Raw genomic sequence first — 26,853 nt, forward strand, 5'->3', positions numbered from 1 at the left:
TCACCTTCCCAGAACGCATTGGAATCAGGAAATTTTAAATTTGTCCTTTACGTAGCTGACAACTTCTTCAGTGGTATTCATATTAAGCACTTGCTCTATCATGTTTTCCACCTGCGACTTGCTTAACTGGCTGATTTGATTTCGGGCAGGCAAAATGGAAGTGGCACTCATACTAAACTCATCTAATCCCAGTCCTAGTAAAATAGGGATGGCCAGTGGATCACCAGCCATTTCACCGCACATGCCAACCCATTTTCCTTGTTGATGAGCGGCCTGGATAACGTTGTGAATCAGCCGCAAGAGAGCGGGATGGAACGGTTGATAGAGATAGGAAACCTGTTCATTCATGCGGTCCGCAGCCAGGGTGTACTGAATCAGGTCGTTGGTGCCGATACTGAAGAAGTCAACCTCTTGAGCAAAGCGGTCGGCCAAGACAGCCGTTGAGGGGACTTCCACCATAATCCCCACCTCAATGTTCCCGGCCACCTGCTCACCTGCCTCAACCAGCTTGTGTTTTTCTTCCTCTAAGATGGCTTTGGCCTGTCTGTACTCCTCAAGGGTAGCAATCATGGGAAACATGATTTTTAAATTGCCATAGATGCTTGCCCTGAGCAAGGCCCGCAATTGGGTACGAAACAAATCCTGTTGATGCAGACAGAGCCGGATAGCCCTGAAACCAAGAAATGGATTCAATTCCTGGGGCAAATCAAGATAGGGCAATTCCTTGTCTCCGCCAATATCCAGGGTACGTACGACCACCGGCTTGTCCTTCATTTTCTCCAAAACTGTTTTATACGCCTCAAATTGTTCCTCTTCTGTCGGCAGTTGATCCCTGCCCATGTAAAGAAACTCGGTGCGATACAACCCAATCCCTTCTGCCCCATTGTCCAGGACAGAGGAAAGGTCATCAGGGGTGCCGATATTGGCTGCCAGCTCCACTTGATGTCCGTCAGCCGTCAAGGTGGGCTGATTGACCAGTTTGGCCCACGCTGCCTTCTGCCTGAGATAGTCTTGCCATTTCTGCTCATAGATTTGAAGTTGTTCGGGCGAGGGGTCGATAATCACCCTGCCCTCAAAGCCATCTACGATGACGGTTATACCGTTTTCAATTTTCTCAGTGGCTCCCTTGGTGCCGACAACGGCAGGGATTTCAAGTGAACGAGCCATGATGGCTGAATGGGAAGTACGCCCGCCAATGTCGGTGGCAAACCCTTTGACGTAACGACGGTTCAGCTGTGCCGTGTCAGACGGAGTCAGGTCATGGGCAATAATCACCACTTCTTCATTGATCAAACTGGGATTGGGGATGGTAACACCCAGTAAATGACCCAAAACCCGCTGGGTTACATCACGGATATCCGCAGCCCGTTCCCGCATGTAATCGTTGTCCATTTGTTCAAACATGCCGATGAACATGTGCGCGACATCGTGTAAGGCAAATTCTGCATTGACCCGTTCAGTTGAGATTTTGCCTTTGACAGCGTCGATCAGCTCAGGATCAGCAAGCACAAGCAGATGGGCATCAAAAATCGCAGCCTTATCCTTGCCCATTTCCTGCTCTGTATGCGCTTTAATCTGCTCAAGCTCAGTCCTGGCGCTGTCAATGGCTGCTGTAAGACGGTCAATTTCCGCTTGCGGATCATCAACAAATCTCTTTTCTACAGCAAGATCAGGACTGTCTAAACGGAAGGCTTTGGCGATAGCAATACCCGCAGATGCTGCAATTCCCTCAATTGTTTGTGACATTACGCCCCCAGCCCTTCGTTTTTCATCATTTCTTCAATGGCTTGAATGGCCTCTTCTGCATCGTCTCCTTGTGCCGTGATTTTAATTTCGGCCCCTTGTTGAATGCCTAGGGACATCACACCCATGATCGATTTCAAATTGACCATTTTTCCATTGTGTTCCAAGTTAATATCAGAGTTAAATTTGCCCGCAGTTTGAACCAGGATAGTGGCCGGACGGGCATGGATCCCCGACTCACTCGTCACTTTAAATTTTCTTTCTGCCATCATTTACATCCCTCTCCTTTTCAGAATAGCTCTCTGATATGACGACTCTCATTTGAGATTTTAACAGGTTATAAACAATAAAAAAGGCATGAGGAAAAAAGTTGGAATCGATTCTAGTCTGCACATTCCAACCTGCTTTCACTCATGCCTGATCGAGTCAGTCACATAGTTCTATTTGATTACGATTGGTTATCCAATGTCCATGGAGATTGTACCATACCTATGGCCAGACTGCAAGATTTCCATTAGAATCCTTTTGGCAGGACGAGTACCGTTTTGTTATCAGTCAGCTAAAGGTAATCCCGAATATCGACGACACCTCCTTGAGGCCACTGCTCCTCAAAGAACAGACAGATCAGCTTTTCAGCAACAAAAGCAGGTGACATCAGCTGTCCTTGGACTTTGTACTCAATAAATCTTTCCACATCTGGAAAGTCCTCTTGCTGAGTTGAACGGATGTTCGTTTGCATGTCAGTATCGATAATGCCAGGTGCAACGGACAATACTTTAACCGGATTGGTCTGTCCTTCCTGTTCAAGGCCGACGCAGCGTGTAAACAGATCTAAACCAGCCTTTGACGTGCAATAGGCGCTCCAGCCGTGGACAGCCCGCTTTCCTGCACCGGAAGAGATGTTCATAATGCGCTTATCCCCATTGAACCGGTCCGCCAGTTTCACAAACAGAGAAGTCAACACCATAGGAGCCAGTAAGTTGACATGTATGTTGGCTGTTAACTCATCTGTTGGACATTTTTCAATGGGCTTAACCGGCTCAACGATCCCCGCATTGTTAATCAAAGCGATGGTTTTGGCCCGGGACAAATCGATCTGGTCAAAGATATGCTCCATCAGTTTCTCTAAACCATCCAGGTTTTGTAAATCATATTCAAAATATTCTAGGGCAACATTCTTTTTTTGTGCCTCTTCCAGTAAGGTTTCATTTTTACGGCGGGAAATGCAAAACAGATGATGCCCTTCCTGCAGCAGTTGTCTGGTTAATGCTTCCCCCAAACCTCTTGATGCGCCTGTAATGATCACATATTTCATCTCACTCTCTCCTCCTCTAGCCCACATAGTGCCTTAAAATGCGATCCACAGCCGGACCGTAGGTTTCACCAAACAGATTCAGGTGCACAAGCAAGTAATACAACTGATAAAGCGGGCGAACATCCTCATAATGTTCTGAAAGGGGCTGTACCTCCTGATAGGCAGCATAAAAGCGTGGGGAAAAGCCCCCAAACAGTTCGGTGAAGGCCAGTTCAAACTCCCGCTGCCCATAAAAGACAGCCGGGTCAATCAGATAAGGTGTTCCCCGAGGGCCTGCCAGCCAGTTGCCACTCCACAAATCGCCATGAAGCAAAACAGGCCGGCGCTCATCAGGAACCCATTGCCCAAGTCTGTCTAAGAGCTTTTCCAGCCTTGCTTTCCTTTTAGCAGGGAGCATCCCCTGTTCATCTGCTAATTTTGTTTGAAATCCTAAACGCTGTTCACTTAAAAAACGAATCCAGCTTTTTTCCCACCCATTAGGTTGTGGCAGCTTGCCAATATAGTTATTTTCAGCCAAGCCATAGTAGGTATGGGTGTACTGGTGCAAACGGGCAAGTCCCCGCCCCAGCTTTGTTTCACTATCAGCTGCCGGCTCTGTAGGGACCCATTCCATGACGATATATCCATGATCGGCTGATGAGGGACTTACATGATACACCTGGGGAACAGACAACGCACCTGCCTGGCGCAATTGTTGCAGTCCGTAGGCTTCTTTTTGGAAAAAGTCAGGGACAGCATTCCTATTGATTTTTATAAAACAGTGGTTATTCTCCGTACGTACTTCAAAGGCCTGACTGATATCCCCACCGGGAACGGGCTGCACATCAATCAGGTGAGATGTGTCTCCCATCTCATGCAAAATAGTCTTTATGGTATGTATCATAATTGCTCACGCTGGCGGATATAGCGCAGCAAATGATCACAACTCTCATTAATCAGCTGATATACATACTCAAAGTTTCCTGTAAAGTACGGGTCCGGGACATTCAAGGTGTCACTGTCAGGGAGGAATTCCAGCAAACGGACGATTTTAGGATGCTGCTCCTGGAAAGCCAACTGCTTCAAATGGCTGACATTTTCCTCATCCATGGCGATGATGTAATCAAACTCTTCCAGATCCTTCGTGCTGATCTGACGGGCTTTAATGCCAGTGTGGTTAATCTTGTTCTCACTCAGAATTCGGCGGGTGCCTTCATGGGGCGGCTGGCCTACATGCCAGTGACCGGTTCCGGCCGAATCTACAGAAATTTTATCCTCCAGTTCTGCCTCTTTCACTTTATGGCGAAAAACAGCTTCAGCCATGGGAGAACGGCAAATATTCCCCAGACAGACGAACAGTACCTTAACCATACTTAACCTCCCTTTCTCATGAAACAAGTCTATTCCATTATAGACCTTTTAAGTGCCAGAGGAAGAGAAACTTTTTTTAGCGGATTTGCAAATAAACATTTAAATTTTCCTTCATTTTCATAGCCTCTGCATCATTCTCAACGTTAATGTAGTAATGGTCCCCGTCCAACTCAGTCGTAAAGTGCTGAAAGCCATTTTCCCGCAAATGATCATCAATCAGCGACAGATCGTCATTGGGGTTCAGTAACATTTTCCGGCCTACAAAGTCTTTGTTAACGTAGATGTCGTAGCTATCATAGGGCTGTTTGATCTGTTCATCATCAGGATTGTATTGTCCAAAGGGGAATGGAAAACCAAAGGTTTCCCGGTACATGCTGATCACTCCTCCTGCATCATCTCAGTGCTAATAATGTTTGCACTCCGCCTGAGATTATGCATGGCAGGATCAGAACAGCTCCAATTGCCTGGGAGCCAGGCCTGCATAAGTAATGCCGAGCAAATCAATCATCTCTTTGGCGTTTGGTGCAGCGTCACCACCCGAATTGTTGTTGAACAGAACAATCACTTCTTCCGACCGGGCGGCGAGCCTTAATAACTTCGCTTTCCATTCCAGCAGCTCCTCCCGGCTGTACCGATACAGATAACGAACATCCCGCCAATTGGGCTGTCCCTTGTTGTTCCAGCCCTGCACATTGCGGCCATGGAAACGGACCAGGGTCAGCCGGGGATGGGTCGGCCGCAGAATCACCGGCACTGAACCCTCTCCCGCCTGCGGTTCATCACAAATAGCGTGGATCCAGCCCTCCCGCTCCATAAAGGACAGTGTTTTGGCTTCCATTTGGCGAGTAAACCAGCTTTGATGGCGAAATTCCAAGGCGACAGGAATATCTTCCATCAGTTCTTTTGTAGCACGTAAAATGGCCACACTTTCCCGTTTGCACTCAAACCAGGGCGGATACTGGAACAGAACGGCCTTTAATTTTCCTGCTTCTAGAAGCGGCTTCAACGACTCTTTAAAGGCAGCAAACATCTCTTTCATACTGGAGAATGGGATCTCCCCCCTGGCATGGCCGGTCATGCCCTGATAAGCCTTAACCACAAAACCGAAACGGTCTGGGGTGTCATTAACCCACTTTTCAAAGTTCTTCGGAGGCTGAATGGCATAAAAAGAGGAGTCTACTTCTACCACAGGAAAATGGCTGGCATACACTTTCAATTTATCCTTCTCTCTCGTCCCTGCCGGGTAGAGCAGCTCATGGTCCCCCCAGCCTGTCACTCCAATGTGAATGATGCTCTCTAAACCAGATTGCGGCGTGTCAGGCATTGAGCTCATCTTTCTGTACCTCCCCTTCCGTTCTGGCTGAAAGAATGATCACAGTCACCATAATGAACAAGCCGCCAACAGCTTGGATCGGGCCGAAAGGAGTTTTCATCCAGATAATGGATGAGACAGCTGCAGCCAAAGGCTCTGCACTGGCCAGCAAGCTTGTCTCTGTAGGCTTGATAAAACGCAAACTGTCCAAATACAGAAAGAAGGGTAACAAGGTGCCAAAAAAGATGACGAAGAGTATCATACCCACAGTCATCAGCGACCATTCCCCGACAGAGACATGCCACACCGGCTTCAACAGCCCAATTCCAACCCCGCCAATAACCATCCCCCATCCGACAGTTACAGCAGAGCCAAAACGCTCCAGCAGCTTTGCAGGGTATAACGTGTAAAAAGCCAGAGCTAAAGCAGAAGCCACCCCCCACAGAACAGCAATGCCTGGTACGGTTAATTGGCCTATTTTACCATTGGTCACCAGTAAAAAAATGCCCGCAATGGCCAAGATCAGAGCCATGCTTTCAGCCTGCGAAGGAAGTCTGAATAAACGCAGGGCCACATAAACAAATATGAAAAAGGGTCCCAAATATTGAAGCAACGTGGCCATCGCTGCATTTCCAGCTTCGATGGCCGCAAAATAGGTGTATTGGACCCCCAGCATGCCCACCAGACCGAAGATGATCAGCCGCATCCTTGTAGTCCGCTCCCTCCACACCACCCAGATGTCTTCCCCCGTCCCGCGCCATGCGGCAAACAGGAGCAACAGCACACCGGAGACGACTAAACGGACAGTAACCAGCCAATTGACATCAATTCCTTGCTGTTGAAAAAGAAACTGGGCGACCGTCCCAGACAGCCCCCATAAACTGGCAGCCAAGATCACCATGGCAATGCCTTTATAGCGTAACCACGTACCAGATGTGACATCAACGGACAAAGCAAACTCAACCTTTCTCAACTGGTCTCTCTATCTATCCAAAGTATAGCGCTTTGTCCGCTATATGTCAGCTTAAAAATCGTCAGTTTACATAATGATTATTATTTCAACTCACTAAGTACGAACCGTTTTGACCGTTGTTTGTTTCAGGATGAATACCGCAACACCAAAAGCGGCCAAAGCAGACAGCAAACCGAAAAATGTGCTGCCGGTGAAACCCAGTACCAGATAACCCACTACCGCAATGCCTGCCACTATCAGGGCGTAGGGCAACTGGGTGATGACATGGTCAATGTGATGGCTTCCTGCTCCTGTAGAGGATAAAATGGTGGTGTCTGAAATGGGAGAACAATGGTCGCCAAAAACGGACCCGGCAAGCACGGCTGCCAGTGAAGGCAATAACATGGACACATCTGTTACAACTGCAATCTCCCCTGCAATAGGCAGCATTATACCAAATGTTCCCCATGACGTGCCCGTAGAAAAGGCCATAATTCCTGCGGTAATAAATAACAGAGCTGGTAAGAGACTGATGCTAAGATGGGCATCAACCAATCCGGCCAAATACGTTCCGGTCCCCAATTCTCCTATAATTTCAATAATGGTCCAGGCAAAAATCAAAATATACACTGCCGGTAGCATCGATTTTATTCCAGCCCACAAGCCTGATCCAATGAGACGGACAGAAATCTGTTTAGTAACATTTAAAACGACTGCAACGATGAGCCCAATCAGTCCCCCAGACACTAAAGCAGCGGCCACATCCGTGTTTTCAAAAATAGAAAGCAGGCTGACATCCCCTTCAGACCGCTTAATCCCTGTGTAGATCATGAAAAAGACAGTTCCAACAACAAGAGCGCCAATCGGCCAAATCAGGTCTCTGACTCTTCCTTTCTCACTGGCTGGAAGATCGGACTGTTCTCCGGGGACATCGCCCTTGTTCGGATCAATGAGTTCACCTTTTTCGATGGCCCTGGTCTCGTGCTGCTTCATAGCTCCAATATCAAGGGAGAACAAAGCCACAGCAAAAATCAACAAGATGGCAAATAAGGCATAGAAATTCATGGGGATCATCATCATGAACGCTTGCAAAGCTTCATACTGCACAACGCTGTGGGCAGCCAGAATGCCTCCAATAATGGTAATGATATAAGCCCCCCAGCTGGAGACCGGGGCCAAAATACAGATAGGCGCAGCAGTAGAATCGATCAGATAAGCCAATTTGGCCCGTGACACGCGGTGGCGGTCCGTTAAGGGACGGCTGATCTGCCCCACAGCCAGGCTGTTGAAGTAATCATCGATAAAAATAATAATCCCCATCACAACCGTGGTTAACTGGGCGCCGACCCTTGTCTTTACCCGCTCCATCGCCCATGCCCCAAAAGCTTTGCTTCCTCCAGATAAGGAGATTAAGGCGGCCATCATCCCCAACAAAAACAAAAAGAAAATAATATAAAGTTCCCAGTCGTTTAACCCACCGTCCACATAAAAGATGTTCAGTACAATGTGACCAATTTGACTTAAACTGGCCAATACGGCATAGTCATTAATCATTAGTGCCCCAACCACAATCCCCAAACCCAGAGACAACAGCACCCGGCGTGTTAAAATCACCATCGCCAAGGCAAGAATGGGTGGCACTAAAGATAACGCTGTTGGTTCCATTAAAACCTACTCCTTACTATATTAAATATTACACGGCAATGGCAGAACTTCTGCATTACCCCCGTCAAATATTTGCCCGTCCTATTATAATACGCTTTGCCGCGGTTGGCCATCCCTTTTTATGAAACCTGCCCTTGATATGAAAAGTCTAAGAACGGTCTGCGAAAAAAATGTGCTTGGCTTCAATCTTATCTTGCAACTCTAAATAGCCAAAGGAGTACAGTTTCTGTCGCCTCTTGTCCGTTGGTGAACCAGGGTTAAACAACAGAATTCCCCGGCGTTTTTTTAGATAAGGAATGTGGGAGTGACCAAAAATAATGATATCGACCCTGTCCTCTGCAAATGTCTCGTAAGCCCGTTTGGCTGTCTCTTTTCTCTTTCCCCCATGTCCATGAATCACTCCAATCCGATAGGGACCAAAAGTTAATATTTTTTTAAGTCCAAAACGCCTGACAATCTCTTCGCCATCTACATTGCCTGCTACACCATCAACAGGGGCGATTCGCCTTAGCCGTTCATAGACTTCCAAAGACTGCCAGTCACCAGCATGGATGATAAAATCCACCCCTTGCAGACCCTTCAGCAAGGCACTCGGCAATGCTTTGGCCCGCTTGGGCACATGAGTATCCGAGACCACACCAATCTTCATTGTTGCACACCTCGACAATTTAAGCGGTTCTTGCTCTACTTTATGCCCCTGAGCGTCAAAATTTCACACATGATTTACAATTGTTTAACATAAACATGGTAAACTTATTGTCAAAGATCCTTTTATCCTGAATGTCCTTAATAGCATGAGGAATCTCAGCTTGGAAAAAATAATCATAAACTAGACTAAGCAGTGAAAGGGAGTGCGCACTGTTGTCCTTTATCAGTCCATCATTAGGTTCCTTGTCTCTGGAGGAAATGGTTCGAAACATCTCTTCTTTTATAAACGAAGAGCCAAAAGAGAAGTATAAGGTTGTGATCGGCACCGATTCCCACACGGACCAAACATCCACCCTGTTTGTCACAGCACTGATCATTCACCGTTTAGGCAAGGGAGCCCGGTTTTACTATCAAAAACGAAACATGAAAAAAATGACAGATCTTCGCCATCGCATTTACCTGGAAACGCAACTAAGCTTACAGCTGATCGATTCCCTGAAAGCCTGTGGATTGTTCTTTTTGCTGAGCGATTGGCCTTTAGAAGTGCACATTGATATTGGCAAGCAAGGGGAAACCAGGCAACTGATTCAAGAGGTTGTTGGCTGGGTAACCTCCGTTGGCTATGTGGCCAAAATCAAGCCTGAATCTTATGGTGCCAGTTCCGTTGCCGACAAGTTTACTTCATGAGTCCAATATATACCAGGCCAAAATCAAGAGGAAATAAGACGATTTAAAGGGAATATAAACGAAACCTTTTCCAATCTTCTCAAACAGCTGCTCAGGATAGATAATCCTGCCATACGTCTCCTTACCGCTTTTGACGGCTGTTTCGTTTCAGGGTATCATGAAAGGCGAAGTTCGCAAATGATGGCCATCATTTAAAAATAATCAAGATGGTGATAAATGAATGAGTGTACAAACCGATGTGTTAACGCCGACTCTCCGCAAACCCCGCCTCGAGGATGGAGCGGATCTGTGGTCATTGGTTAAAGAGACCGGTGTCCTTGATGTCAACGCAGCCTATACCTACCTGATGCTGTGTCGCAATTTTCAGGATACGTGTGTGGTTGCTGAAATGGACAACAGCGTTGTTGGATTTGTGTCAGCTTATATCCATCCTAAACAGCCAGATACTCTCTTTGTCTGGCAGGTCGGGGTAAGTGAGTCACAACGGGGACAGGGTTTGGCTACAAAGATGTTGCAGGCGCTCCTTCAGCGCCAGTCTTGCCTGAATATTCGCTATTTAGAGACCACTATTTCCCCTTCTAATAAGGCCTCACAAGCTTTATTCCGGAAATTAGCCCGTGATTTTGATGCCTATTGCGCTGTATCCATGTGCTTTCAGACAGACCAATTCCCTGATGATCATGAAAGTGAACTGTTGTTTAAGATCGGACCATTTAAAAAAACTGAATTAAATACCAATTAGGAGGTTTTTACCTTTTATGCAAACTAAAAAGGATCGCTCAGTTTTACATGTGTTTGAAACATTGGAATCTGAAGTGCGCAGTTACTGTCGCAGTTTTCCTGCTGTCTTCACCAAAGCCAAAGGACATAAATTATGGGGCCGGGACGGAAAGGAGTACATCGATTTCTTTTCCGGTGCCGGTGCCTTAAACTACGGACACAATGAAGAGCGCATGAAAAAGAAATTGATCGATTATTTAGCAAATGATGGTATTACCCATAGTCTGGATATGGCCACCGAGGCCAAAGAAGCCTTTTTAAAAAAGTTTCACGATGTGATTCTAAAACCCCGTACTCTAAACTATAAAGTCATGTTCCCCGGACCAACCGGCACCAATAGCGTTGAAAGTGCCTTAAAATTGGCCCGCAAGGTTACCGGACGCGAAAACGTAATCAGCTTTACCAATTCTTTTCACGGCATGACCATTGGTTCTTTGGCTGTCACCGGCAATACTTTCAAACGCCGGGGTGCCGGTGTGCCCTTAAATTACACTGTGACTATGCCTTATGACAACTATTTTGGCGCTGAATTTGATACCATTAAGTATCTCAAACGCTTGTTAGAAGATAACGGCAGCGGTCTGGATCTTCCGGCAGCCATCATCTTGGAAACCGTGCAAGGGGAAGGTGGTCTTAATGCGGCCCGCTTTGAATGGCTGCAAAAAATTGAAGAGATCTGCCGCAAATGGAATATCCTGCTGATCGTGGACGATGTGCAGGCTGGATGTGGCCGGACAGGCACGTTTTTCAGTTTTGAACCGGCCGGCATTGAGCCGGACATTGTCTGCCTGTCCAAATCCATTGGCGGTTACGGTTTGCCATTGGCTCTGACCTTGTTCAAACCGGAGTTAGACGTTTGGGCACCAGGTGAACACAACGGCACGTTTCGAGGCAACAACTTGGCCTTTATTGCCGCCACTGAAGCCCTTACTTACTGGAAGACACCTGCATTTGAACAAAAGATCAAGCAAAAAAGCGAGAAAGTTAACCACTTCCTGCAATCCATCGTCAGCAACTATCCCGGGCTGCAGGGTGAAGTACGGGGACGCGGCTTGATGCAGGGCATTGCTTGTGCTACAGACGGGCTCGCCGAGAGGATTTGCCGGGAAGCCTTTAAACGCGGACTGATTATGGAGACATCCGGTCCGGCGGGTGAAGTGGTTAAACTGTTCCCACCCCTCACCATCAACGACCAAGGACTGGATCACGGCTTAGCGATTCTTGAAGAAAGCATCCAAGCCGTCGTTAACCCTTAAGAAAGAATGAAATCAAACGCACAAATACCACTAAACAGATAGGAGCGACGACTATGATTGTAAAGCGACTGGAAGATATTATAGGTACTGACCAGGAAGTGTCCACCGACAATTGGATCAGCCGCCGTCTTTTGCTGAGGAAAGACGGCATGGGCTTTTCTCTCCATGACACGATTATCAAAAAAGGAACGGAAACGTTTATTTGGTATAAAAACCACTTGGAAGCCGTCTATTGTATTGAAGGTGAAGGTGAAGTGGAAGTTTTGGATGACAACGGTGAAAAAACAGGTGAAATCTATCCCATAATGCCGGGAACTGTATATGCTTTGGATGGCCATGAAAAGCATCTGCTGCGGGCCACCACCGCCGATATGCGCATGGTTTGCGTCTTTAACCCGCCCGTCACTGGCAAAGAGGTGCATGATGAAAATGGCGTCTATCCGTTAATTGAAGAAGATTAATGGGAGGAAGCATTCAGCTCCATCCATTCTGAGCAAATCTGTTATACTGCCCATTCTCCCTCCATACGAATGGTTTCAAAAGCCACAGGCACATGCTTGTGGCTTTCTTGTTTAAAAGTCATCTATTTGCCAAATACTTAAGGTACAAGGAAGGAGGAAAATACTGTGCAAGAGCAAACTCATGTGGAACAGAGCGAACATACCCATCCCTATGAAAAATATTGGCTGCTGAAGTGGCTGACCACCGTCGACCATAAAAAGATAGGTATCATGTACTTTGGTGCCGGAGGGTTCTTCTTTTTAATTGGAGGCTTAGAATCAATTTTAATTCGCGTTCAGCTCATGTATCCGGAAAATACCTTCCTGGCTGGGTCTACATATAATGAACTTGTGACGATGCATGGCACAACCATGATTTTTCTAGCTGCCATGCCACTGATCTTCGGCCTGATGAACGTGTTCGTTCCGTTACAGATTGGCGCCAGAGATGTGGCTTTTCCTTTTCTTAACTCATTAGGTTTCTGGTTATTTCTGTTTGGTGGTATCATGTTAAACTTGAGCTGGTTTATTGGAGGTGCACCAACCGCTGGCTGGACGTCCTATGTGCCCTTGGCCACTGAGTACAGCGGCTCGGGAATTGATTATTACGTGCTAGGCTTGCAACTATCAGGGGCAGGAACGTTGATGGGGGCTATAAACTTCCTTGTTACTGTGATTAACATGCGGGCCCCGGGAATGACCTTTATGCGTATGCCCCTGTTTACCTGGTCCAGTTTTATCACGTCCGCTTTAATTCTGTTTGCTTTCCCTCCGCTAACAGCTGGTTTGTTCCTGATCATGTTTGACCGGATTTTTGGATCCCAATTTTTCAATGTGGCCGCCGGCGGTAATCCAATTATATGGCAGCATCTATTCTGGATTTTTGGCCACCCTGAGGTGTATATTTTAATCCTTCCCTGCTTTGGGATTATCTCTGAGGTTGTGAGCACATTTGCTAAAAAACGATTATTTGGCTATGCATCCATGGTATTTGCCACCATACTGATTGGCTTTTTAGGTTTCTTGGTTTGGGCGCACCATATGTTTACGGTAGGTATGGGCCCCTTTGCAAATACCTTTTTTGGTCTAGCCACAATGGCCATTGCTGTGCCAACAGGAATCAAAATTTTTAATTGGCTGTTCACTTTATGGGGTGGACGCATACAATTTACAACAGCAAACCTGTTTGCCCTCTCCTTTATCCCTACCTTTGTCATGGGCGGTGTAACTGGTGTGATGCTAAGTGTACCGTCTGCAGACTACCAGTATCACGACAGTTATTTTGTTGTCGCTCATTTCCACTATGTGATTGTTGGTGGGGTAGCCTTATCCCTGTTTGCCGGTGTGTATTACTGGTGGCCGAAAATGTTTAACAGGAAACTGAATGAGAAATTGGGCAAATGGAATTTCTGGCTGTTCTTAATCGGCCTGCATCTCACCTTTTTTATCCAGCACTTTCTCGGATTGTGGGGCATGCCCCGCCGCTACTTTACTTATCTCGAGGGTTATAACCTGGCTTGGGGCAACTTTATTAGCACGATTGGAGCCTTTTTGATGACGGCTGGGACAATCATCTTTATGATTAATGTGATCTATACCACCTTACGGGCACCTGTGGCTAAGAGTGATCCTTGGGATGGGCGCACCCTGGAGTGGTCTCTGCCCACTCCTATTCCGGAGTATAATTTTACCCAAATACCGAAAGTTCGGGGACTGGATGCCTGGTGGATTGAAAAAAGGGAAGGCCGTCACCAGCTGATACCGGCTGAACCTCCAGGAAAGATCCACATGCCGGATCCGTCCATTCTGCCGTTCTTCATGTCACTCGGAGCTTTTATTGGCAGTATGGGGCTGATTTTCCACCAATTCGTTGTGGCCACGGCAGGGTTTGGCATGACCCTCTTCTGCATGCTGATCAGATCCGTTAAGGAGTATCACGGTTATTACATCCAGCCAGCTTCTGAATCTGAACTGAAAAATTAAATAAGGTTAAATAAGTGATGCATAAATAAAACCCGTATCAGAATGGCGCACACGCACACGTTGATACGGGCTTTTTACTATTGAATTTATTATATAGCTGTTTAAAAAATGAATTGGGATATTGGGAAAATGTGGTGTGAGTGTATACTTAGATACGTTACTTTATTATTTGAGCGTAATAAAAATCTCTATTCCAAATATCAGAGTCTTGCTATACTGAAAAGGAGTGGTTTTATGAAAAAGACAATTATAATCGGTTGTTCAATTGCTATAATTTTATTAGTCGTTGGTACTGTTATTTTTATTTCTGGAAATGAAGAAGAGGCAGTTGTTGACACGCCTGAAGAAAAAGAAATCGTGGTAGATGAAACAGATACCAATGAAAAATCAATTGAAGAAGGAACGCCAGAAGAAGAGACAATCCAAGAAGACCCAAGATTGGTTTCATTTGTAGAAAAACATTCTGATGATACTGTTGCACTCGAAGTATTTGTTGTGAAAGAGTTTGACGAAGACGCTAATCCAATTGAATTTTTCGAAGGCACTCATATTCTTACTGTTGGTGAATTAAAAGAAAAAGTTAACAATAACGAAACGACTTATTTAGATGAAATTAAAAGATTTGTTGTTGATATCTACTTAATGAGACAAGGTTTTTCGTCAGAAGAAATAGATAGATTGTATGCTGAAAACAATCGTGGATCGTCTAAAGAAGATTTCATTACGGTCATTAGAGCTGAAAAACTTGCTAATCAAATAACAAGTTGTAGCGAGGAATTAAAATGGATGAATCTCGACTTGGTTGCCGAACCACACGATGAATTGGTTGAGGTTTATGAAGAAATTGATTTCTTGGTTCCTCCTTCAATCATTGCTCATCTCTTCGATTAAACATTAAAGATAAACCCGCCTGTAGGCGGGTTTTTTAATATAAAAACTTGACTTTTTCAGCAAATGAATGAGAGTGTTAAAAATTTGAAATTGATCAATTTAAGGGCTTGCCCCAGCTTCTCTTCGGATTCATCCCAGGTAAAGCCCGGTGGGTCGGTGGCGATTTCAAACAGGGTTCCGCCAGGCTCACGAAAGTAAATGGATTTAAAGTATTGTCTGTCACGCACATCAGTAACCAGCAGACCTTGGTCTTGCAATTCCCTTTTCCAGCTTAATTCCTCTTCCTCGTCTCTGTCCTGTTGCTCATAGCCCAAGCCCGCCCTCCTGCAACACCTGCACTGTTGGGTCGGCTGACTGCACACCGATGCTGACACCGAACATATGACGGATGATATGTTTATGGGGTACATCCTGCCCTGCCCAGTCCTGTAAGGAAACCATTTGTTCCGTTTCGACCAAAGCCAATTCAATGCCGTCATAGTCGGTAAACAAGAGCATGGCCCGGCCAAAGCGTTCATCCCGTTTAACCTGGATGCCGTGTAACTGCAGTCGCTCCTGCCAAAAAGACAGGCTTCCCACAGAAACAGAAAGATAAATGGTGTGAACCTGCCCTGTTCCCTTTTCTTCCTTTGGGAGACATTGGCCAGGGAAAGAAAGTTAATATGGTGCCCGGACTTCCAATCCGGTCTCCAAAATAGAGATGATACGTATCAGGCATGTCAAAGTTGACCGTTTGTTTGACCAGCCGCAACCCTAATATATCACGGTAAAAGGCCACATTTTTATGCACATCACCTGCAATGGCAGTAACGTGATGGATTCCTTGGGTGGCAGGCATTTTCGTTTCAACTCCTTTACGAACGACTTGACCCAGCTTTTTAGCTGTGGAAGAGGAGCAGCTTTCCTGTCGGTGAAACAACCCGGTGGGTCTCTTCCCAATAATTTTTTTCTTTTAAAATCTGTTCCCCAATTTCCTTGGCTTGTTGGTCATCATTGGCTTCAAATGTGTCGTCCAGAAGCTTTTCCCCTGTTTTTGAAAAAACAGTCACATGGTAGGTTTTCATCGGACTCTCCTCCTCGTACTGTCCCGCCGGTATTTGTAAGCATTGGCATTTATCACGCCCAGAGTGGTTACTAACTATTTTATCCAATCATCATCGGCCTGTAAATACGGGCAGAAGCTACCCTTGCGCCCCAGGCTGCCTTTCCTGCTGCACGAGGGAACGGAGCTCCCTTCTCAGTAATTTGTTGGAGGCATTGCGGGGCAGCTGGCTGACAAAATAAATCTTTTTAGGCACTTTATAGCGGGCCAAACGTTGTGTGCAGTAAGCAACCAACTCTGCTTCTGTCAGTGTGGCCCCCTCCCTTGTGACAATAAAAGCCACGGGAACTGCCCCCCACTTAGGATCAGGGGCTGCTGTCACACCTGCTTCCTTGACGTCTGGATGGGCCAATAAAGCAGACTCTACTTCAGCCGGGTACACATTTTCACCACCGGAGATGATCAGGTCGTTTCGGCGGTCCACCACATATAAAAAGCCATCTTCATCCACATAGCCCAGATCTCCGGTGTACAGCCACCCATCCTGAATGGCTTGTGCAGTAGCATCCTCCCGCTTATAGTAACCTTTGGTCACATTGGGGCCTTTGACAATGATCTCCCCGATTTGTCCTGCTCCCATCTCTTGTCCGTCACTGACAATGCGCAATTGGGCAGGAAAGAGCGGTTTTCCAGCCGAGCCTACTTTAGCCAGTATGTCATCCGGGGACAATGTCACAATTTGAGAGGCTGTCTCAGTCAGGCCATACGTCTGATAAACCGGAATCGAGCGGCTGACACACGCCTTAAGGAGGGGCAGAGGGGCCGGTCCGCCACCCAGCAACACGCAGCGCAAGTGCTCTGGATAGCGCTCAGTAGAAAGGGTGTCCAGCATGGCCGTTAACATAGCAGTGACCACGGAAATTATCGTCACCTTGTCCCGCCCAATGGCCTCATTGACACGCTGGGGATCAAACTTATCATGTAAAACAACGGTCATTCCGCAAATGACACTGCGCATTAAAATAGACAGGCCACTGACATGAAACAGTGGCAAGCAGCACAGCCAGCGGTCATCAGCATGAAGACCCAGGTTAAGGGAGGAACCAATGGCACTCCACCAGTGATTACCAAAGGTGAGTAAAGTCCCCTTGGGGCGGCCTGTGGTTCCTGAAGTATAGATAATGGTGTGCACATCATCCAGAGCAATGTGTTCCACAAGGCTGACCTGGTGATCATCAACCTGCCCGGCATTGACGCCATCAAGCTGGCTGTCAGCACAGATCTGGCAAGAGACTTCATCTTTCAGTTGCTCTACTTTGTCACCATAGGCAGTATCATAGATAAGGAGAGAGGCTTCCACATCATTCAGCTGCCAGGCCAATTCGGCAGGAGTTAAACGGGTGTTTAACGGGACAATGACCGCACCAAGATAGCTGATAGCATGAATCAGCTCCACTGTTAGCAGACGGTTAGTCATTAACAGGGCGACATGGTCGCCCCGTCTCACACCCAAACCAGCTAAGAAATAAGCCAAACGGCGTGCCCGTTGGTTTAATTCCCCGAACGTCACTTGCTCTCCATCACCTACGACAGCAGTTCGTCCCGGGGTTAATAAGGCTCTTTGTTTTAACCAGAACGGCATGGTTTGTTCAGTCATTTATTCATCACCATCGGCTTATGGAAAACGGGGGAACTTGGAGAAGTCCGGCTTACGTTTTTCTTTAAAGGCATCTCTGCCTTCTTTGGCCTCATCAGTTGTGTAATACAGCAGTGTGGCATCCCCGGCAAACTGCTGCAGCCCGGCCAATCCGTCTGTATCCGCATTGAAGGAAGCTTTCAGGAAGCGGATGGCTGTCGGGCTCTTCTCCAGGATCTCCTTGGCCCACTTAACCGTTTCTTCCTCCAGTTTTTCAAGGGGAACAACGGCATTAACTAGCCCCATCTCCAATGCTTCTTGAGCGTTATACTGACGGCATAAATACCATATCTCCCGTGCTTTTTTGTGGCCGACAATACGAGCCAGATAATTGGCGCCATAGCCTGCGTCAAAGCTGCCCACTTTGGGACCGGTTTGACCAAAAATGGCGTTGTCAGCAGCAATGGTTAAATCGCAAACAACATGGAGGACGTGTCCCCCACCGATCGCGTAACCAGCCACCATGGCAATGACTGGTTTAGGAATGACACGTATCAAGCGCTGCAAGTCCAGGACATTGAGGCGTGGAATTTTATCTCCGCCTACATAACCCCCATGTCCGCGTACTTTCTGATCCCCGCCGGAGCAAAACGCCTTGTCCCCGGCCCCAGTCAAAATAATGACGCCAATGTCGGCATCGTCGCGGGCCACCGTAAAAGCATGGATCAGTTCATTCACCGTTTCCGGCCGGAACGCGTTGCGTACCTCCGGACGGTTAATGGTAATTTTGGCAATGCCTTCATAGGTTTCATAAATAATGTCTTCATACTCACCCTGTCTCTTCCACTCAATACTCATGGTCTTCACCTTCCTTGTCCACAGTCTATTAGTTATGTAAAGCTTACTGATGCTGAGAAAGATACTCCAAAACTACTTTATCAAAAATATGCGGCTTTTCCAAATGAATTGTGTGTCCCACTTCCTCAATGATTGACAGTGTAGCTTCAGGCATAAGCTGGCACATTTCTTGTGCTATGCGGCAAAACTTGTGGTCCAGAGCTCCGGCCAGCACTAGCACCGGAAAGTGAAAACGCTTAATCGCGGACCAATAGGAGGGTTGGGCTCCGGTTCCCATCCCCCTTAAAGTGTTGGCCAAGCCCAGCGGAGATTGGCTAAGACGCTGTTCGCGGACATGCCTGCGAACAGCTTTTGGTAACGTTTTTTGGGTGGCAAACAAGGGAATATTTTCCCATTTGTGTACAAACGCTGCCAGACCTTCCGCTTCAATTCCCCGGGCCAAAGCATGATCCTGAATCCTTCTGGCCAGCCGCTCCTCTTCTGTTTTTAATCCTGGTGAGGTACTTTCCAGGACCATACTTTTGACTTTATGTTGGTATTGGCTCGCAAAGGCAATAGCCACTCTTCCACCCATGGAATAACCCAGGACATGGGCCTGGCTTACCTTCAATTGTTCCAGGACAGCATATAAGTCCTGAACAACATAAGCCATTCTGTAACGGTTATCATCTTCAGGGGCATCACTCTTGCCATGACCTAGCAAGTCAATGGCCATGGTCGTGAAGAAGCGGCTCCAGGTAGGAATAAAAGGGTCCCAGCTGTGCTTACTGCCAGTAAAACCGTGCAGAAGAAGCAAGGCAGGTCCATTACCCTTCACTTCAATGTCATACTGAACGCCGTTTACCTCGATTTTCATTTATCTTCCACCTTAGGTATTCGATCAGCTATGGCGACAGAGACCGCTTGCCATATCCGGTGGTGCATGTTGACATTGCTCTTGCGTTCTGTGGGTATTTCTATGACGTGTAAACCCTTGCTGCTAACGGCCGAGGAGAACGCTTCCCTGAACGCTGGCCAAGAATCAATCCGGGTAAACGAACCGCCATACATGGTGGCTGCATGGCGGTACTCAAGCCCCAGAGGAGTCCCGAACAAGGTTTCAAAGTAGCGCGGATGGCCGGCTTGGGGGAGGAAGGAAAAGATGCCTCCCCCATCATTGTTGACAAGGATAATGGTCAGATCAAGGTCGTAAAGCTTGGCAGGTAACAAGCCATTTAAATCATGATAGAAAGACAAATCACCAAGCACAAGCACAACCGGCTCTTTGCTCACACTGCTGGCCCCAAGGGCGCTAGAGATCAGGCCGTCAATCCCGTTTGTCCCCCGGTTGCCCAAGAGACGCACCTGTTTTGTCACTGAAGGAAAGAATGTGTCCAAATCACGTACCGGCATACTGTTGCCCACATATAAAAGGGAAGGATCAGGTAAGAGTTTTGCCAACTCCTCAAAGACCCGGCCTTCAAAGAGAGCATCAAACCGCTCCATTTCCTCCCTGATCGCCTGTCTTGTGAGCCGGTTGACCGCTTGCCACTTCGATAACCAACGGGAGGAATCTCCCCCTTTCTCTCCAGCGGGCCGGTGCTGGCTAACAACCCTTAACAGCGCTTCACATAACCATTTTGGTTCGGCATAAATCATCTCTGTTGCCAAATGGGCAGGATCCCGCCAGGCTGTGCCGTCATCCACAACAAGATGCTGGCTGCCCCGATGAAGCTGGACAAACTGCAAGTAAGGCTTGGAAACGGGCATGGCCCCAAAACGCAGAATCAGATCAGGCTTTAATGCTTTTGCCGCCAGGCCGTCACGCAAAAAGGCATCGTAGGCATCAATCACGACAGGAGATGCCTGTTCCCCACTGCGCAAATTGGACAAAGGATCGGCCAAAAGAGGATATGATAACTGTTCAGCAAGGGCAATCATTTCCTCACGGAAACAAGTATTGGTGAGCGGTCCGCAAACAATCATACCCCTTGATGCGGAGAGCAGCTTGTCTGCTAGCACTTCCACATCCTGTTCAGGGAGCATTCTCACTCCTTCTGTCACATGTCCTTGAGAGAGGGCAGCCGGGCTTGAGCTAACAACCCCGTTTCCAATTTGGGGTGTAACCGGTAATTCCTGCTCTCCACCCGCAGCCGAAAGGGCAGAAAAATCGGGAACCAAAGGCTCCCTGAAGGGAAAATTAAGATGGACAGGTCCCGCAGGTGATGAACAGGCGGCTGCCACTGCCCGTCTGGCAGTCGTCTGTACATAACGTACAAGAGAAGGTGACGATTCAGGTACAGCCATTTCCATAAACCATTTCACATGCTTAGCAAACATATCTGACTGGTTAATGGTTTGGGGCGCCCCCACATCCCTTAATTCATGGGGACGATCTGCTGTCAGGACAATTAAAGGAATACGCCCATAAAAAGCTTCAACCACGGCCGGATAATAATTGGCCGCGGCTGATCCCGATGTGCACAGGAGGGCGACAGGATGTCCTGAGGACTTAGCCATGCCAAGGGCGAAATATCCGGCGGAGCGTTCATCAACATGAACCCACAGCTTCATATTGCCATACTCCGCTAAAGTCATGGCCAAAGGTGTTGACCGGGATCCCGGGCTGATCACCACATGGTGGACACCACTTTGGTATAATTGATCAACAAAAGCATGTATATAAACAGACGCTTCCTGGTTCGTCCTCATTCACAATGCCCTCCCAATGCTAATAACATGGGCTTCAGTTTGATCAGTGTTTCCTCGTATTCAGATTGGGGGTCGGAATCTTCCACTATACCACAGCCTGCAAAAAGAGTTGCCGTTCTATGTCTGATTAAAGCGGAACGTATGGCGACCACAAATTCACCGTCCCCATGGTAATCAATCCACCCGATAGGAGCTGCATACCAACCCCTGTCAATATTCTCCAAATCACGGATGCGCCGGACGGCTTCTGCTTGTGGGTAACCACCTAGAGCAGGCGTGGGGTGCAGGGCTTCAACCATGTTTAACAGGGAGACATTTTTTTTGGCTTGTCCCCAAACAGGGGTATATAAATGCTGAATTTGGTTGGTTTTATAGATACCCGGTTCCCCAGGCACATCCACCACTGTGCATACATCCCCAAGCGCTTGTTTGATCATTTGCACAACAATCTGATGTTCAATTCGGTTTTTGGGATCATGTAACAAAGCATGGCTTAAGGCCAGATCCTCTTCTAGGGTTTGTCCCCGCTTGATTGACCCGGCCAAGCATGTGGATAAAACATGACCCCCTTTCTTTTTGATTAAACGCTCAGGCGTGGCACCCACAAAGCAGCTTTCTCCCTTTTCAATGGAGAAAACATAGCTGGACGTTTGACTTTGGCGCAAACGGTCAAGTATGGGTTCGGGGTGAAAGGCACTTTTACTCTCCACCTCCACACTGCGGGCCAGAACCACTTTTTGTAAGAGACCTTGCTCAATCTGAGCAATAGCCTGTTCTACGCTGTTTAACCATGCTTGCCGACCATGTTCACGAACGCTCACTGCCACCGGCTTGTCCTTTGTTGAGAGGTTGAAACACATACTGCGGTGGATCAACTGTTCTTTTAACCCGTTGAGCTGCTCCCATGTGTCGGACAATGTATCCCCAGGATCAATACAGTAATTGACAGTTAGATAAGTCTCATTCTTGATCCGGGTCAGCAGAAATTGAGGTAGAGTGAAAGAAGCCGCTTTGAAGTTTTTCCAAAGAGAGGAGGATGGCTTGTGGGGATCAAATGAGAATCCTCCCAAGAGAAGAGGCCCTGTTCCCCTCACTTCAGCTTCGGCATGTACAAAGGCGTTGGCCGTTAGCTGCTCCCATTCTCTGGTCACATCTTTAAAGCGGGTGTGTTCGACAGATTCAATTTTTGCAGCCGCTCCCAAACCAACAAACGTCAGCTCCTCATCAGGCACCGACCAGTACAAACGCTGGCCATGAAACCATTCACTGGCGGCGGCATAAAAAGAGAGGGGATCTAGCGGCCCGATGCGCATCACCTGGCTGACAAGTGCCGGACGCCTTGTCTTTTGCGCATGTTTCATCCCCTGCACATGTGGATCATGTATATCTAGCTGCAGACGGATCACCACAACTTCTCCTCTCACCATATTCCGACTCTGTCATCTATAATCACTGTCATCTGTAAACACATGGCAAACTATTTTACTACAGAATACACCTACCCATCTTTAATTGTCAACAAGGCGGGAGCTGGCAATATCTTTTCCGGTTGAAAGTATTGACAGCATGAATTCGTTTTCCTAAACTTTAAGAGACACTAGGGCTAGATTAAGGAGAGAATCACTGTGGAACCGCGTGTTGAACATACTACTCCGACCTCTTTTTCATCGCGCCGCAAGCCTGTCCACTGGAGAGTATGGTGGAAACTGTTACGCCCCCATACCTTGACAGCCTCCATCATTCCGGTGGTGATTGGTACTGCCTTAACGTTGGAGGTAACGACGATCAACTGGAGCTTGTTTGCTGCCATGCTTTTGGCATCTATATTAATTCAATCGGCTACCAACATGTTTAATGAATACTATGATTTCAAGCGTGGGCTGGATACAAAGGAATCAGTCGGAATTGGCGGTGCCATTGTGCGTGAGGGAATCCGGCCCCAGGTTATTCTCAACCTGGCCATTATTCTCTTTGCCGTTTCGGTTTTGTTAGGAGTTTATATTTGTATGAACAGCAGCTGGTGGGTGGCAGTAATCGGTAGTATCAGCATGGCTATTGGTTATTTTTACACAGGGGGACCTTATCCTATTGCCTACTCACCCTTTGGTGAATTGGCAGCCGGGGTGTTTATGGGTCCTGTCATTATATTGCTGGCCTTTTATATCCAGACTGGCACAGTCACCCTGTATAGCTTTCTGGTTTCCATTCCTATTGCTATTTTGGTTGCTGCTATCTTGTTAGCCAACAATATTCGTGATTTGGACGGAGACCGGTCTGCTGGACGGCGCACTTTAGCCATTATTGTCGGCAGGGAGAAGGCCATCCAATTGCTGGGCTTGATGTTTGTCCTGGCCTATATCTGGGCCTTGGGCCTTGTCTTATTTAGTCCTGCATCCTTCTGGATTCTGCTGGTTTTGTTAAGTATCCCTACGGCTGTGAAAGCCGTTCGCGGATTTATCGGCAAATCAAAACCAATCGAAATGATGCCAGCAATGAAATCAACAGCACAGCTGCATATGCGTTATGGATTGTTATTAAGCATTGCCCTTTTCTTGTAAAGTACATGCTATGTACCCTATTGATTTGCCCATCGTTTTCACCTCCTCGTTCAGAAGAGCATAACACAGCCTGGTCTATCCATCCTGTTTGTTAAAATTGTAAGATCCACAATTTATCTTTTCAATATATAATAATGATATAAACCATCTCAATGTGAGATGAATGAGGAGGTGGATGGGAGCGTGGAGTTGCGTCAGTTAAAATATTTTATCGAAGTAGCCAAACGGGAACACGTCACCCATGCCGCTGATGCCCTGCATGTGGCTCAGTCTGCGGTCAGCCGGCAAATCAGCAACTTGGAAGACGAACTTGGTGTTCAGTTGTTTATCCGTGAGGGGCGCAATGTGAAACTAACGCCAGTGGGTAAACTGTTCCTGGAACATATTGAGATAGCCCTGAGAGAGATTGATAAAGCTGTGCAGGAGGTCAAAGAATTCTTGGATCCGGAATCAGGGGTGATCCGCATTGGATTTCCCAACAGTTTGGCAGCCAATACCTTACCAAAGGTGATCTCTGCTTTTCGTGACAAGCATCCCAAAATCCGTTTCCAGTTAAGGCAAGGCATTTTGTCCACCCTAATCAAAGCGGTGGTTAAAGGAGAAATTGACCTGGCTTTTGTCGCCCCCGTGCCCACCGATCATGAATTGGTCAATGGCCATATTTTTTTCACGGAGGAGATGATGGCTATTCTGCCAGCCAATCATCCCTTGACCGATCAGGATGCTCTTCGCCTGGACCAGTTGCGTAAAGAGCCTTTTGTCATGTTCCGTGCCGGATTTACCTTGCGTGAAATTGTCGTCAATGCTTGTCAACAGGCTGGGTTTAAACCCCATGTTGCTTTTGAAGGAGAGGACATTGATACCATCAAAGGACTGGTCGCCGCCGGTCTGGGGGTGGCTTTGCTGCCAGAGGTAACCCTGATGGACAACATTCCCCGTGAGGCGGTCAAAATGAGAATTGCAGAGCCGCAGGTAACTCGAACCGTCGGTGTGATTACGCCTAAAAAGCGGGAGCCGGCCCCCTCCGAAAAAATCTTCTTTGAGTTTCTGCAATCGTTCTATGAAAATTTGTACCGTTTCAGGTTTTAATTTGAATAAGCGCTTTAAGTAAAAAGACCTTCAGCGCAGCTGCTCCCGCCTGAAGGTCTTTTTGACTTATGGTGATAGAACGAGCCTCGTTGGTACCGAGGGTTAGTCGGTGACCGCCCCTTTGGATGCGGAAGAGACCAAACGGGCATATTTGGCCAAAATTCCCTTGCTGTGCTTCAAGGGCGGTGCTTGCCACTGTTTGCGCCGTTCAGCAAACTCCTCTTCGGATACGGCCACGGACAATTCTTGCTTTTCACTGTCGATTGTGATCATATCCCCTTCTTTTAGCAAAGCAATGGGGCCTCCAACTTGTGCCTCTGGCGCAACATGGCCCACAACCAGGCCATGGGTGCCGCCGGAAAAGCGGCCATCAGTTAACAACCCAACGTCCTTGCCCAAGCCTTTTCCGATCAGAATGCCTGAGATGGACAGCATCTCGGGCATGCCGGGACCGCCTTTCGGACCGGCGTAACGGATGACAATCACATCTCCCGGTTTAATCTGATCGTTTAACACAGCCTCCGTCGCTTCCGTCTCTGTGTCAAACACTCGGGCCGGACCGGTAATTTTTTTCTTTTTCAGCCCCGATACTTTAGCCACTGCGCCTTCAGGGGCCAAATTGCCTTTTAGAATCACCAATGGACCGGTTTCAAGGAAGGGATCCTCCAGAGGTCGGATAACCTCTTGGCCTTCTTTAAGCGAGGGTTGCTCAGCAAGATTCTCTTCCAGCGTCTTACCAGTAACAGTTAAGCAATCTCCATGAAGCAGGCCGGCCTGCAGCAATTCTTTCATCACAGCGGGAACGCCGCCCACATCATTCAAATCTTGCATGACAAAGCGCCCGCTTGGCTTAAGGTCGGCAATATGCGGCACCCGGCGGCGGATGCGGTCAAAATCGTCCAGGCTAAGGTCCACACCCACGGCATGGGCAATGGCCAACAAGTGTAAAACAGCATTGGTGGAGCCGCCCAAGGCCATCACCACAGTGATCGCATTTTCAAAGGCCCGTTTAGTCATGATGTCTCGTGGATAAATACCCTTTTCCAACAGATTTATGACCGCTTGTCCAGCCTTGACACAGTCCTCCCGCTTCTGCGGGCTAATGGCCGGATTAGAGGAGCTGCCAGGCAGACTCATTCCCATTGCTTCAATGGCAGAAGCCATGGTGTTGGCCGTATACATGCCACCGCAAGAGCCTGGACCGGGACAGGCGTGGCATTCCACCTGATGGAGCTCGTCCCGGTCAATCTCACCTTTGTTGTATCGGCCTACCCCTTCAAAGGCCGAGACGATGTCGATATCATTTCCGTTTAATTTACCGGGCTGTATGGTTCCCCCGTACACAAAGACACTGGGCAAGTTTAGACGTCCAATGGCTATCATACAACCAGGCATGTTCTTGTCACAACCGCCGATAGCCACAAAACCGTCCAGATGCTCTGCACCAACCACTGTTTCAATGGAGTCAGCAATCACTTCCCGGCTGGGCAGGGAATAGCGCATGCCTTCTGTCCCCATGGAAATACCATCTGAGACGGTAATCGTATTAAAAATTAACGGAGCACCACCGGCTTGTTTGGCGCCTTCTTTGGCTTTCCTGGCCAATTCATCAATATGGATGTTACAGGGGGTGACCTCGCTCCATGTGCTGGCGATGCCTATCATCGGTTTTTGAAAATCCTCATCACTGAATCCGACGGCACGCAACATGGACCGGTTGGGCGCTCGATGAACCGGATCGCTGATGACTTTGCTGCGCAGTCTCAAATCTTTTGTGTTTAAGTCCTGTAATCCTTTGTCTGTCATTGTGCTTTTCTCCTTTCCCAACGTATAAAAGTCGTTATTCTATATGTTCGTCTAAAATTTAGATAATTACTATTATAGCAAAAACGTTAAA

Annotated in this window: 28 protein-coding genes; 8 read left to right on the forward strand and 20 right to left on the reverse strand. The window is 47.5% G+C overall.

The window, feature by feature from the left end:
• Positions 1-24 precede the first annotated feature (24 nt).
• The 10 genes from ptsP to J2S00_RS01325 all read right to left on the reverse strand — a co-directional run bounded on the left by ptsP (position 25) and on the right by J2S00_RS01325 (position 8,986).
• Positions 25-1,746 (reverse strand): phosphoenolpyruvate--protein phosphotransferase, encoded by a 1,722-nt coding sequence (ptsP, locus tag J2S00_RS01280; RefSeq protein WP_307334641.1) that lies wholly within the window; start codon positions 1,744-1,746, stop codon positions 25-27.
• The gene (locus J2S00_RS01285; protein WP_307334643.1) at positions 1,746-2,012 is read right to left on the reverse strand and encodes a phosphocarrier protein HPr; all 267 of its coding nucleotides are present in this window, start codon (positions 2,010-2,012) and stop codon (positions 1,746-1,748) included. The genes ptsP and J2S00_RS01285 overlap by 1 nt, the downstream gene beginning before the upstream one ends.
• Positions 2,013-2,302: 290 nt before the next feature.
• A complete protein-coding gene (locus J2S00_RS01290) occupies positions 2,303-3,058 on the reverse strand; it encodes a (S)-benzoin forming benzil reductase (protein WP_307334645.1) in 756 nt (251 codons plus the stop codon).
• 16 nt (positions 3,059-3,074) lie between these two features.
• The gene (locus J2S00_RS01295) at positions 3,075-3,941 is read right to left on the reverse strand and encodes a fructosamine kinase family protein (protein ID WP_307334647.1); all 867 of its coding nucleotides are present in this window, start codon (positions 3,939-3,941) and stop codon (positions 3,075-3,077) included.
• Positions 3,938-4,408, reverse strand: a complete 471-nt coding sequence (locus J2S00_RS01300) for a low molecular weight protein-tyrosine-phosphatase (protein ID WP_307334648.1) — start codon at positions 4,406-4,408, stop codon at positions 3,938-3,940. The genes J2S00_RS01295 and J2S00_RS01300 overlap by 4 nt, the downstream gene beginning before the upstream one ends.
• A gap of 76 nt (positions 4,409-4,484) precedes the next feature.
• Positions 4,485-4,781 (reverse strand): hypothetical protein, encoded by a 297-nt coding sequence (locus J2S00_RS01305; RefSeq protein ID WP_307334650.1) that lies wholly within the window; start codon positions 4,779-4,781, stop codon positions 4,485-4,487.
• Positions 4,782-4,853: 72 nt separating this feature from the next.
• On the reverse strand, positions 4,854-5,741 hold the full coding sequence (locus J2S00_RS01310) for a DUF72 domain-containing protein (protein ID WP_307334651.1): 888 nt from the start codon (positions 5,739-5,741) through the stop codon (positions 4,854-4,856).
• Entirely contained in the window at positions 5,725-6,621 is an 897-nt protein-coding gene (locus J2S00_RS01315) for a DMT family transporter (protein WP_307335197.1), read from the reverse strand. Before J2S00_RS01315 ends, J2S00_RS01310 begins: the two co-directional genes overlap by 17 nt.
• A gap of 165 nt (positions 6,622-6,786) precedes the next feature.
• On the reverse strand, positions 6,787-8,337 hold the full coding sequence (locus tag J2S00_RS01320) for a Na+/H+ antiporter NhaC family protein (RefSeq protein WP_307334652.1): 1,551 nt from the start codon (positions 8,335-8,337) through the stop codon (positions 6,787-6,789).
• Between the two features lie 148 nt (positions 8,338-8,485).
• Positions 8,486-8,986 carry a metallophosphoesterase family protein gene (locus J2S00_RS01325; protein ID WP_307334653.1) on the reverse strand — a complete coding sequence of 167 codons (501 nt, stop codon included), beginning with the start codon at positions 8,984-8,986 and terminating at the stop codon, positions 8,486-8,488.
• A gap of 212 nt (positions 8,987-9,198) precedes the next feature.
• On the opposite strand from J2S00_RS01325, the gene J2S00_RS01330 reads away from it, so the two are divergent.
• From J2S00_RS01330 to J2S00_RS01355, 6 genes are all read left to right on the forward strand, one after another.
• A complete protein-coding gene (locus tag J2S00_RS01330; RefSeq protein ID WP_307334654.1) occupies positions 9,199-9,672 on the forward strand; it encodes a ribonuclease H-like YkuK family protein in 474 nt (157 codons plus the stop codon).
• A 220-nt stretch (positions 9,673-9,892) separates the two neighbouring features.
• The gene (gene ectA, locus J2S00_RS01335; RefSeq protein WP_307334655.1) at positions 9,893-10,414 is read left to right on the forward strand and encodes a diaminobutyrate acetyltransferase; all 522 of its coding nucleotides are present in this window, start codon (positions 9,893-9,895) and stop codon (positions 10,412-10,414) included.
• A gap of 16 nt (positions 10,415-10,430) precedes the next feature.
• Complete coding sequence (gene ectB / locus J2S00_RS01340) at positions 10,431-11,708, forward strand: diaminobutyrate--2-oxoglutarate transaminase (protein ID WP_307334656.1); 1,278 nt, start codon at positions 10,431-10,433, stop codon at positions 11,706-11,708.
• 53 nt (positions 11,709-11,761) lie between these two features.
• Positions 11,762-12,169, forward strand: coding sequence for an ectoine synthase (locus J2S00_RS01345; protein ID WP_307334657.1), 408 nt, complete (start codon positions 11,762-11,764; stop codon positions 12,167-12,169).
• 270 nt (positions 12,170-12,439) lie between these two features.
• On the forward strand, positions 12,440-14,191 hold the full coding sequence (locus tag J2S00_RS01350; protein ID WP_370875817.1) for a cytochrome c oxidase subunit I: 1,752 nt from the start codon (positions 12,440-12,442) through the stop codon (positions 14,189-14,191).
• Positions 14,192-14,425: 234 nt separating this feature from the next.
• Positions 14,426-15,082, forward strand: a complete 657-nt coding sequence (locus tag J2S00_RS01355) for a hypothetical protein (protein ID WP_307334659.1) — start codon at positions 14,426-14,428, stop codon at positions 15,080-15,082.
• Between the two features lie 56 nt (positions 15,083-15,138).
• Here the strand turns inward: J2S00_RS01355 and J2S00_RS01360 are convergent, their stop codons facing one another.
• From J2S00_RS01360 to J2S00_RS01400, 9 genes are all read right to left on the reverse strand, one after another.
• Positions 15,139-15,396 (reverse strand): VOC family protein, encoded by a 258-nt coding sequence (locus J2S00_RS01360; RefSeq protein WP_307334661.1) that lies wholly within the window; start codon positions 15,394-15,396, stop codon positions 15,139-15,141.
• On the reverse strand, positions 15,386-15,661 hold the full coding sequence (locus tag J2S00_RS01365) for a VOC family protein (protein ID WP_307334662.1): 276 nt from the start codon (positions 15,659-15,661) through the stop codon (positions 15,386-15,388). Before J2S00_RS01365 ends, J2S00_RS01360 begins: the two co-directional genes overlap by 11 nt.
• Positions 15,606-15,920: a VOC family protein gene (locus tag J2S00_RS01370; RefSeq protein ID WP_307334664.1), complete on the reverse strand. Its 315-nt coding sequence runs from the start codon at positions 15,918-15,920 to the stop codon at positions 15,606-15,608. The genes J2S00_RS01365 and J2S00_RS01370 overlap by 56 nt, the downstream gene beginning before the upstream one ends.
• Positions 15,921-15,960: 40 nt before the next feature.
• Positions 15,961-16,146: a YhzD family protein gene (locus J2S00_RS01375; protein ID WP_307334666.1), complete on the reverse strand. Its 186-nt coding sequence runs from the start codon at positions 16,144-16,146 to the stop codon at positions 15,961-15,963.
• 117 nt (positions 16,147-16,263) lie between these two features.
• Entirely contained in the window at positions 16,264-17,781 is a 1,518-nt protein-coding gene (locus tag J2S00_RS01380) for an o-succinylbenzoate--CoA ligase (protein WP_307334668.1), read from the reverse strand.
• A gap of 18 nt (positions 17,782-17,799) precedes the next feature.
• Positions 17,800-18,618: a 1,4-dihydroxy-2-naphthoyl-CoA synthase gene (gene menB / locus J2S00_RS01385; protein WP_307334670.1), complete on the reverse strand. Its 819-nt coding sequence runs from the start codon at positions 18,616-18,618 to the stop codon at positions 17,800-17,802.
• Positions 18,619-18,661: 43 nt separating this feature from the next.
• Complete coding sequence (gene menH / locus J2S00_RS01390) at positions 18,662-19,474, reverse strand: 2-succinyl-6-hydroxy-2,4-cyclohexadiene-1-carboxylate synthase (RefSeq protein ID WP_307334671.1); 813 nt, start codon at positions 19,472-19,474, stop codon at positions 18,662-18,664.
• Positions 19,471-21,309: a 2-succinyl-5-enolpyruvyl-6-hydroxy-3-cyclohexene-1-carboxylic-acid synthase gene (gene menD / locus J2S00_RS01395; RefSeq protein ID WP_307334673.1), complete on the reverse strand. Its 1,839-nt coding sequence runs from the start codon at positions 21,307-21,309 to the stop codon at positions 19,471-19,473. Before menD ends, menH begins: the two co-directional genes overlap by 4 nt.
• Positions 21,306-22,736, reverse strand: coding sequence for an isochorismate synthase (locus J2S00_RS01400; RefSeq protein ID WP_307334675.1), 1,431 nt, complete (start codon positions 22,734-22,736; stop codon positions 21,306-21,308). The genes menD and J2S00_RS01400 overlap by 4 nt, the downstream gene beginning before the upstream one ends.
• 198 nt (positions 22,737-22,934) lie before the next feature.
• Here J2S00_RS01400 and J2S00_RS01405 point away from each other — a divergent pair, with 198 nt between their 5' ends.
• A complete protein-coding gene (locus J2S00_RS01405) occupies positions 22,935-23,867 on the forward strand; it encodes a 1,4-dihydroxy-2-naphthoate polyprenyltransferase (RefSeq protein ID WP_307334677.1) in 933 nt (310 codons plus the stop codon).
• A gap of 183 nt (positions 23,868-24,050) precedes the next feature.
• The gene (gene gltC / locus J2S00_RS01410; protein WP_307334678.1) at positions 24,051-24,956 is read left to right on the forward strand and encodes a glutamate biosynthesis transcriptional regulator GltC; all 906 of its coding nucleotides are present in this window, start codon (positions 24,051-24,053) and stop codon (positions 24,954-24,956) included.
• A gap of 102 nt (positions 24,957-25,058) precedes the next feature.
• Here gltC and ilvD read toward each other — a convergent pair whose 3' ends face one another.
• Complete coding sequence (gene ilvD, locus J2S00_RS01415) at positions 25,059-26,762, reverse strand: dihydroxy-acid dehydratase (protein ID WP_307334680.1); 1,704 nt, start codon at positions 26,760-26,762, stop codon at positions 25,059-25,061.
• Positions 26,763-26,853: the final 91 nt, after the last annotated feature.

The sequence above is a fragment of the Caldalkalibacillus uzonensis genome, from assembly GCF_030814135.1.
Lineage (GTDB): Bacteria > Bacillota > Bacilli > Caldalkalibacillales > Caldalkalibacillaceae > Caldalkalibacillus > Caldalkalibacillus uzonensis.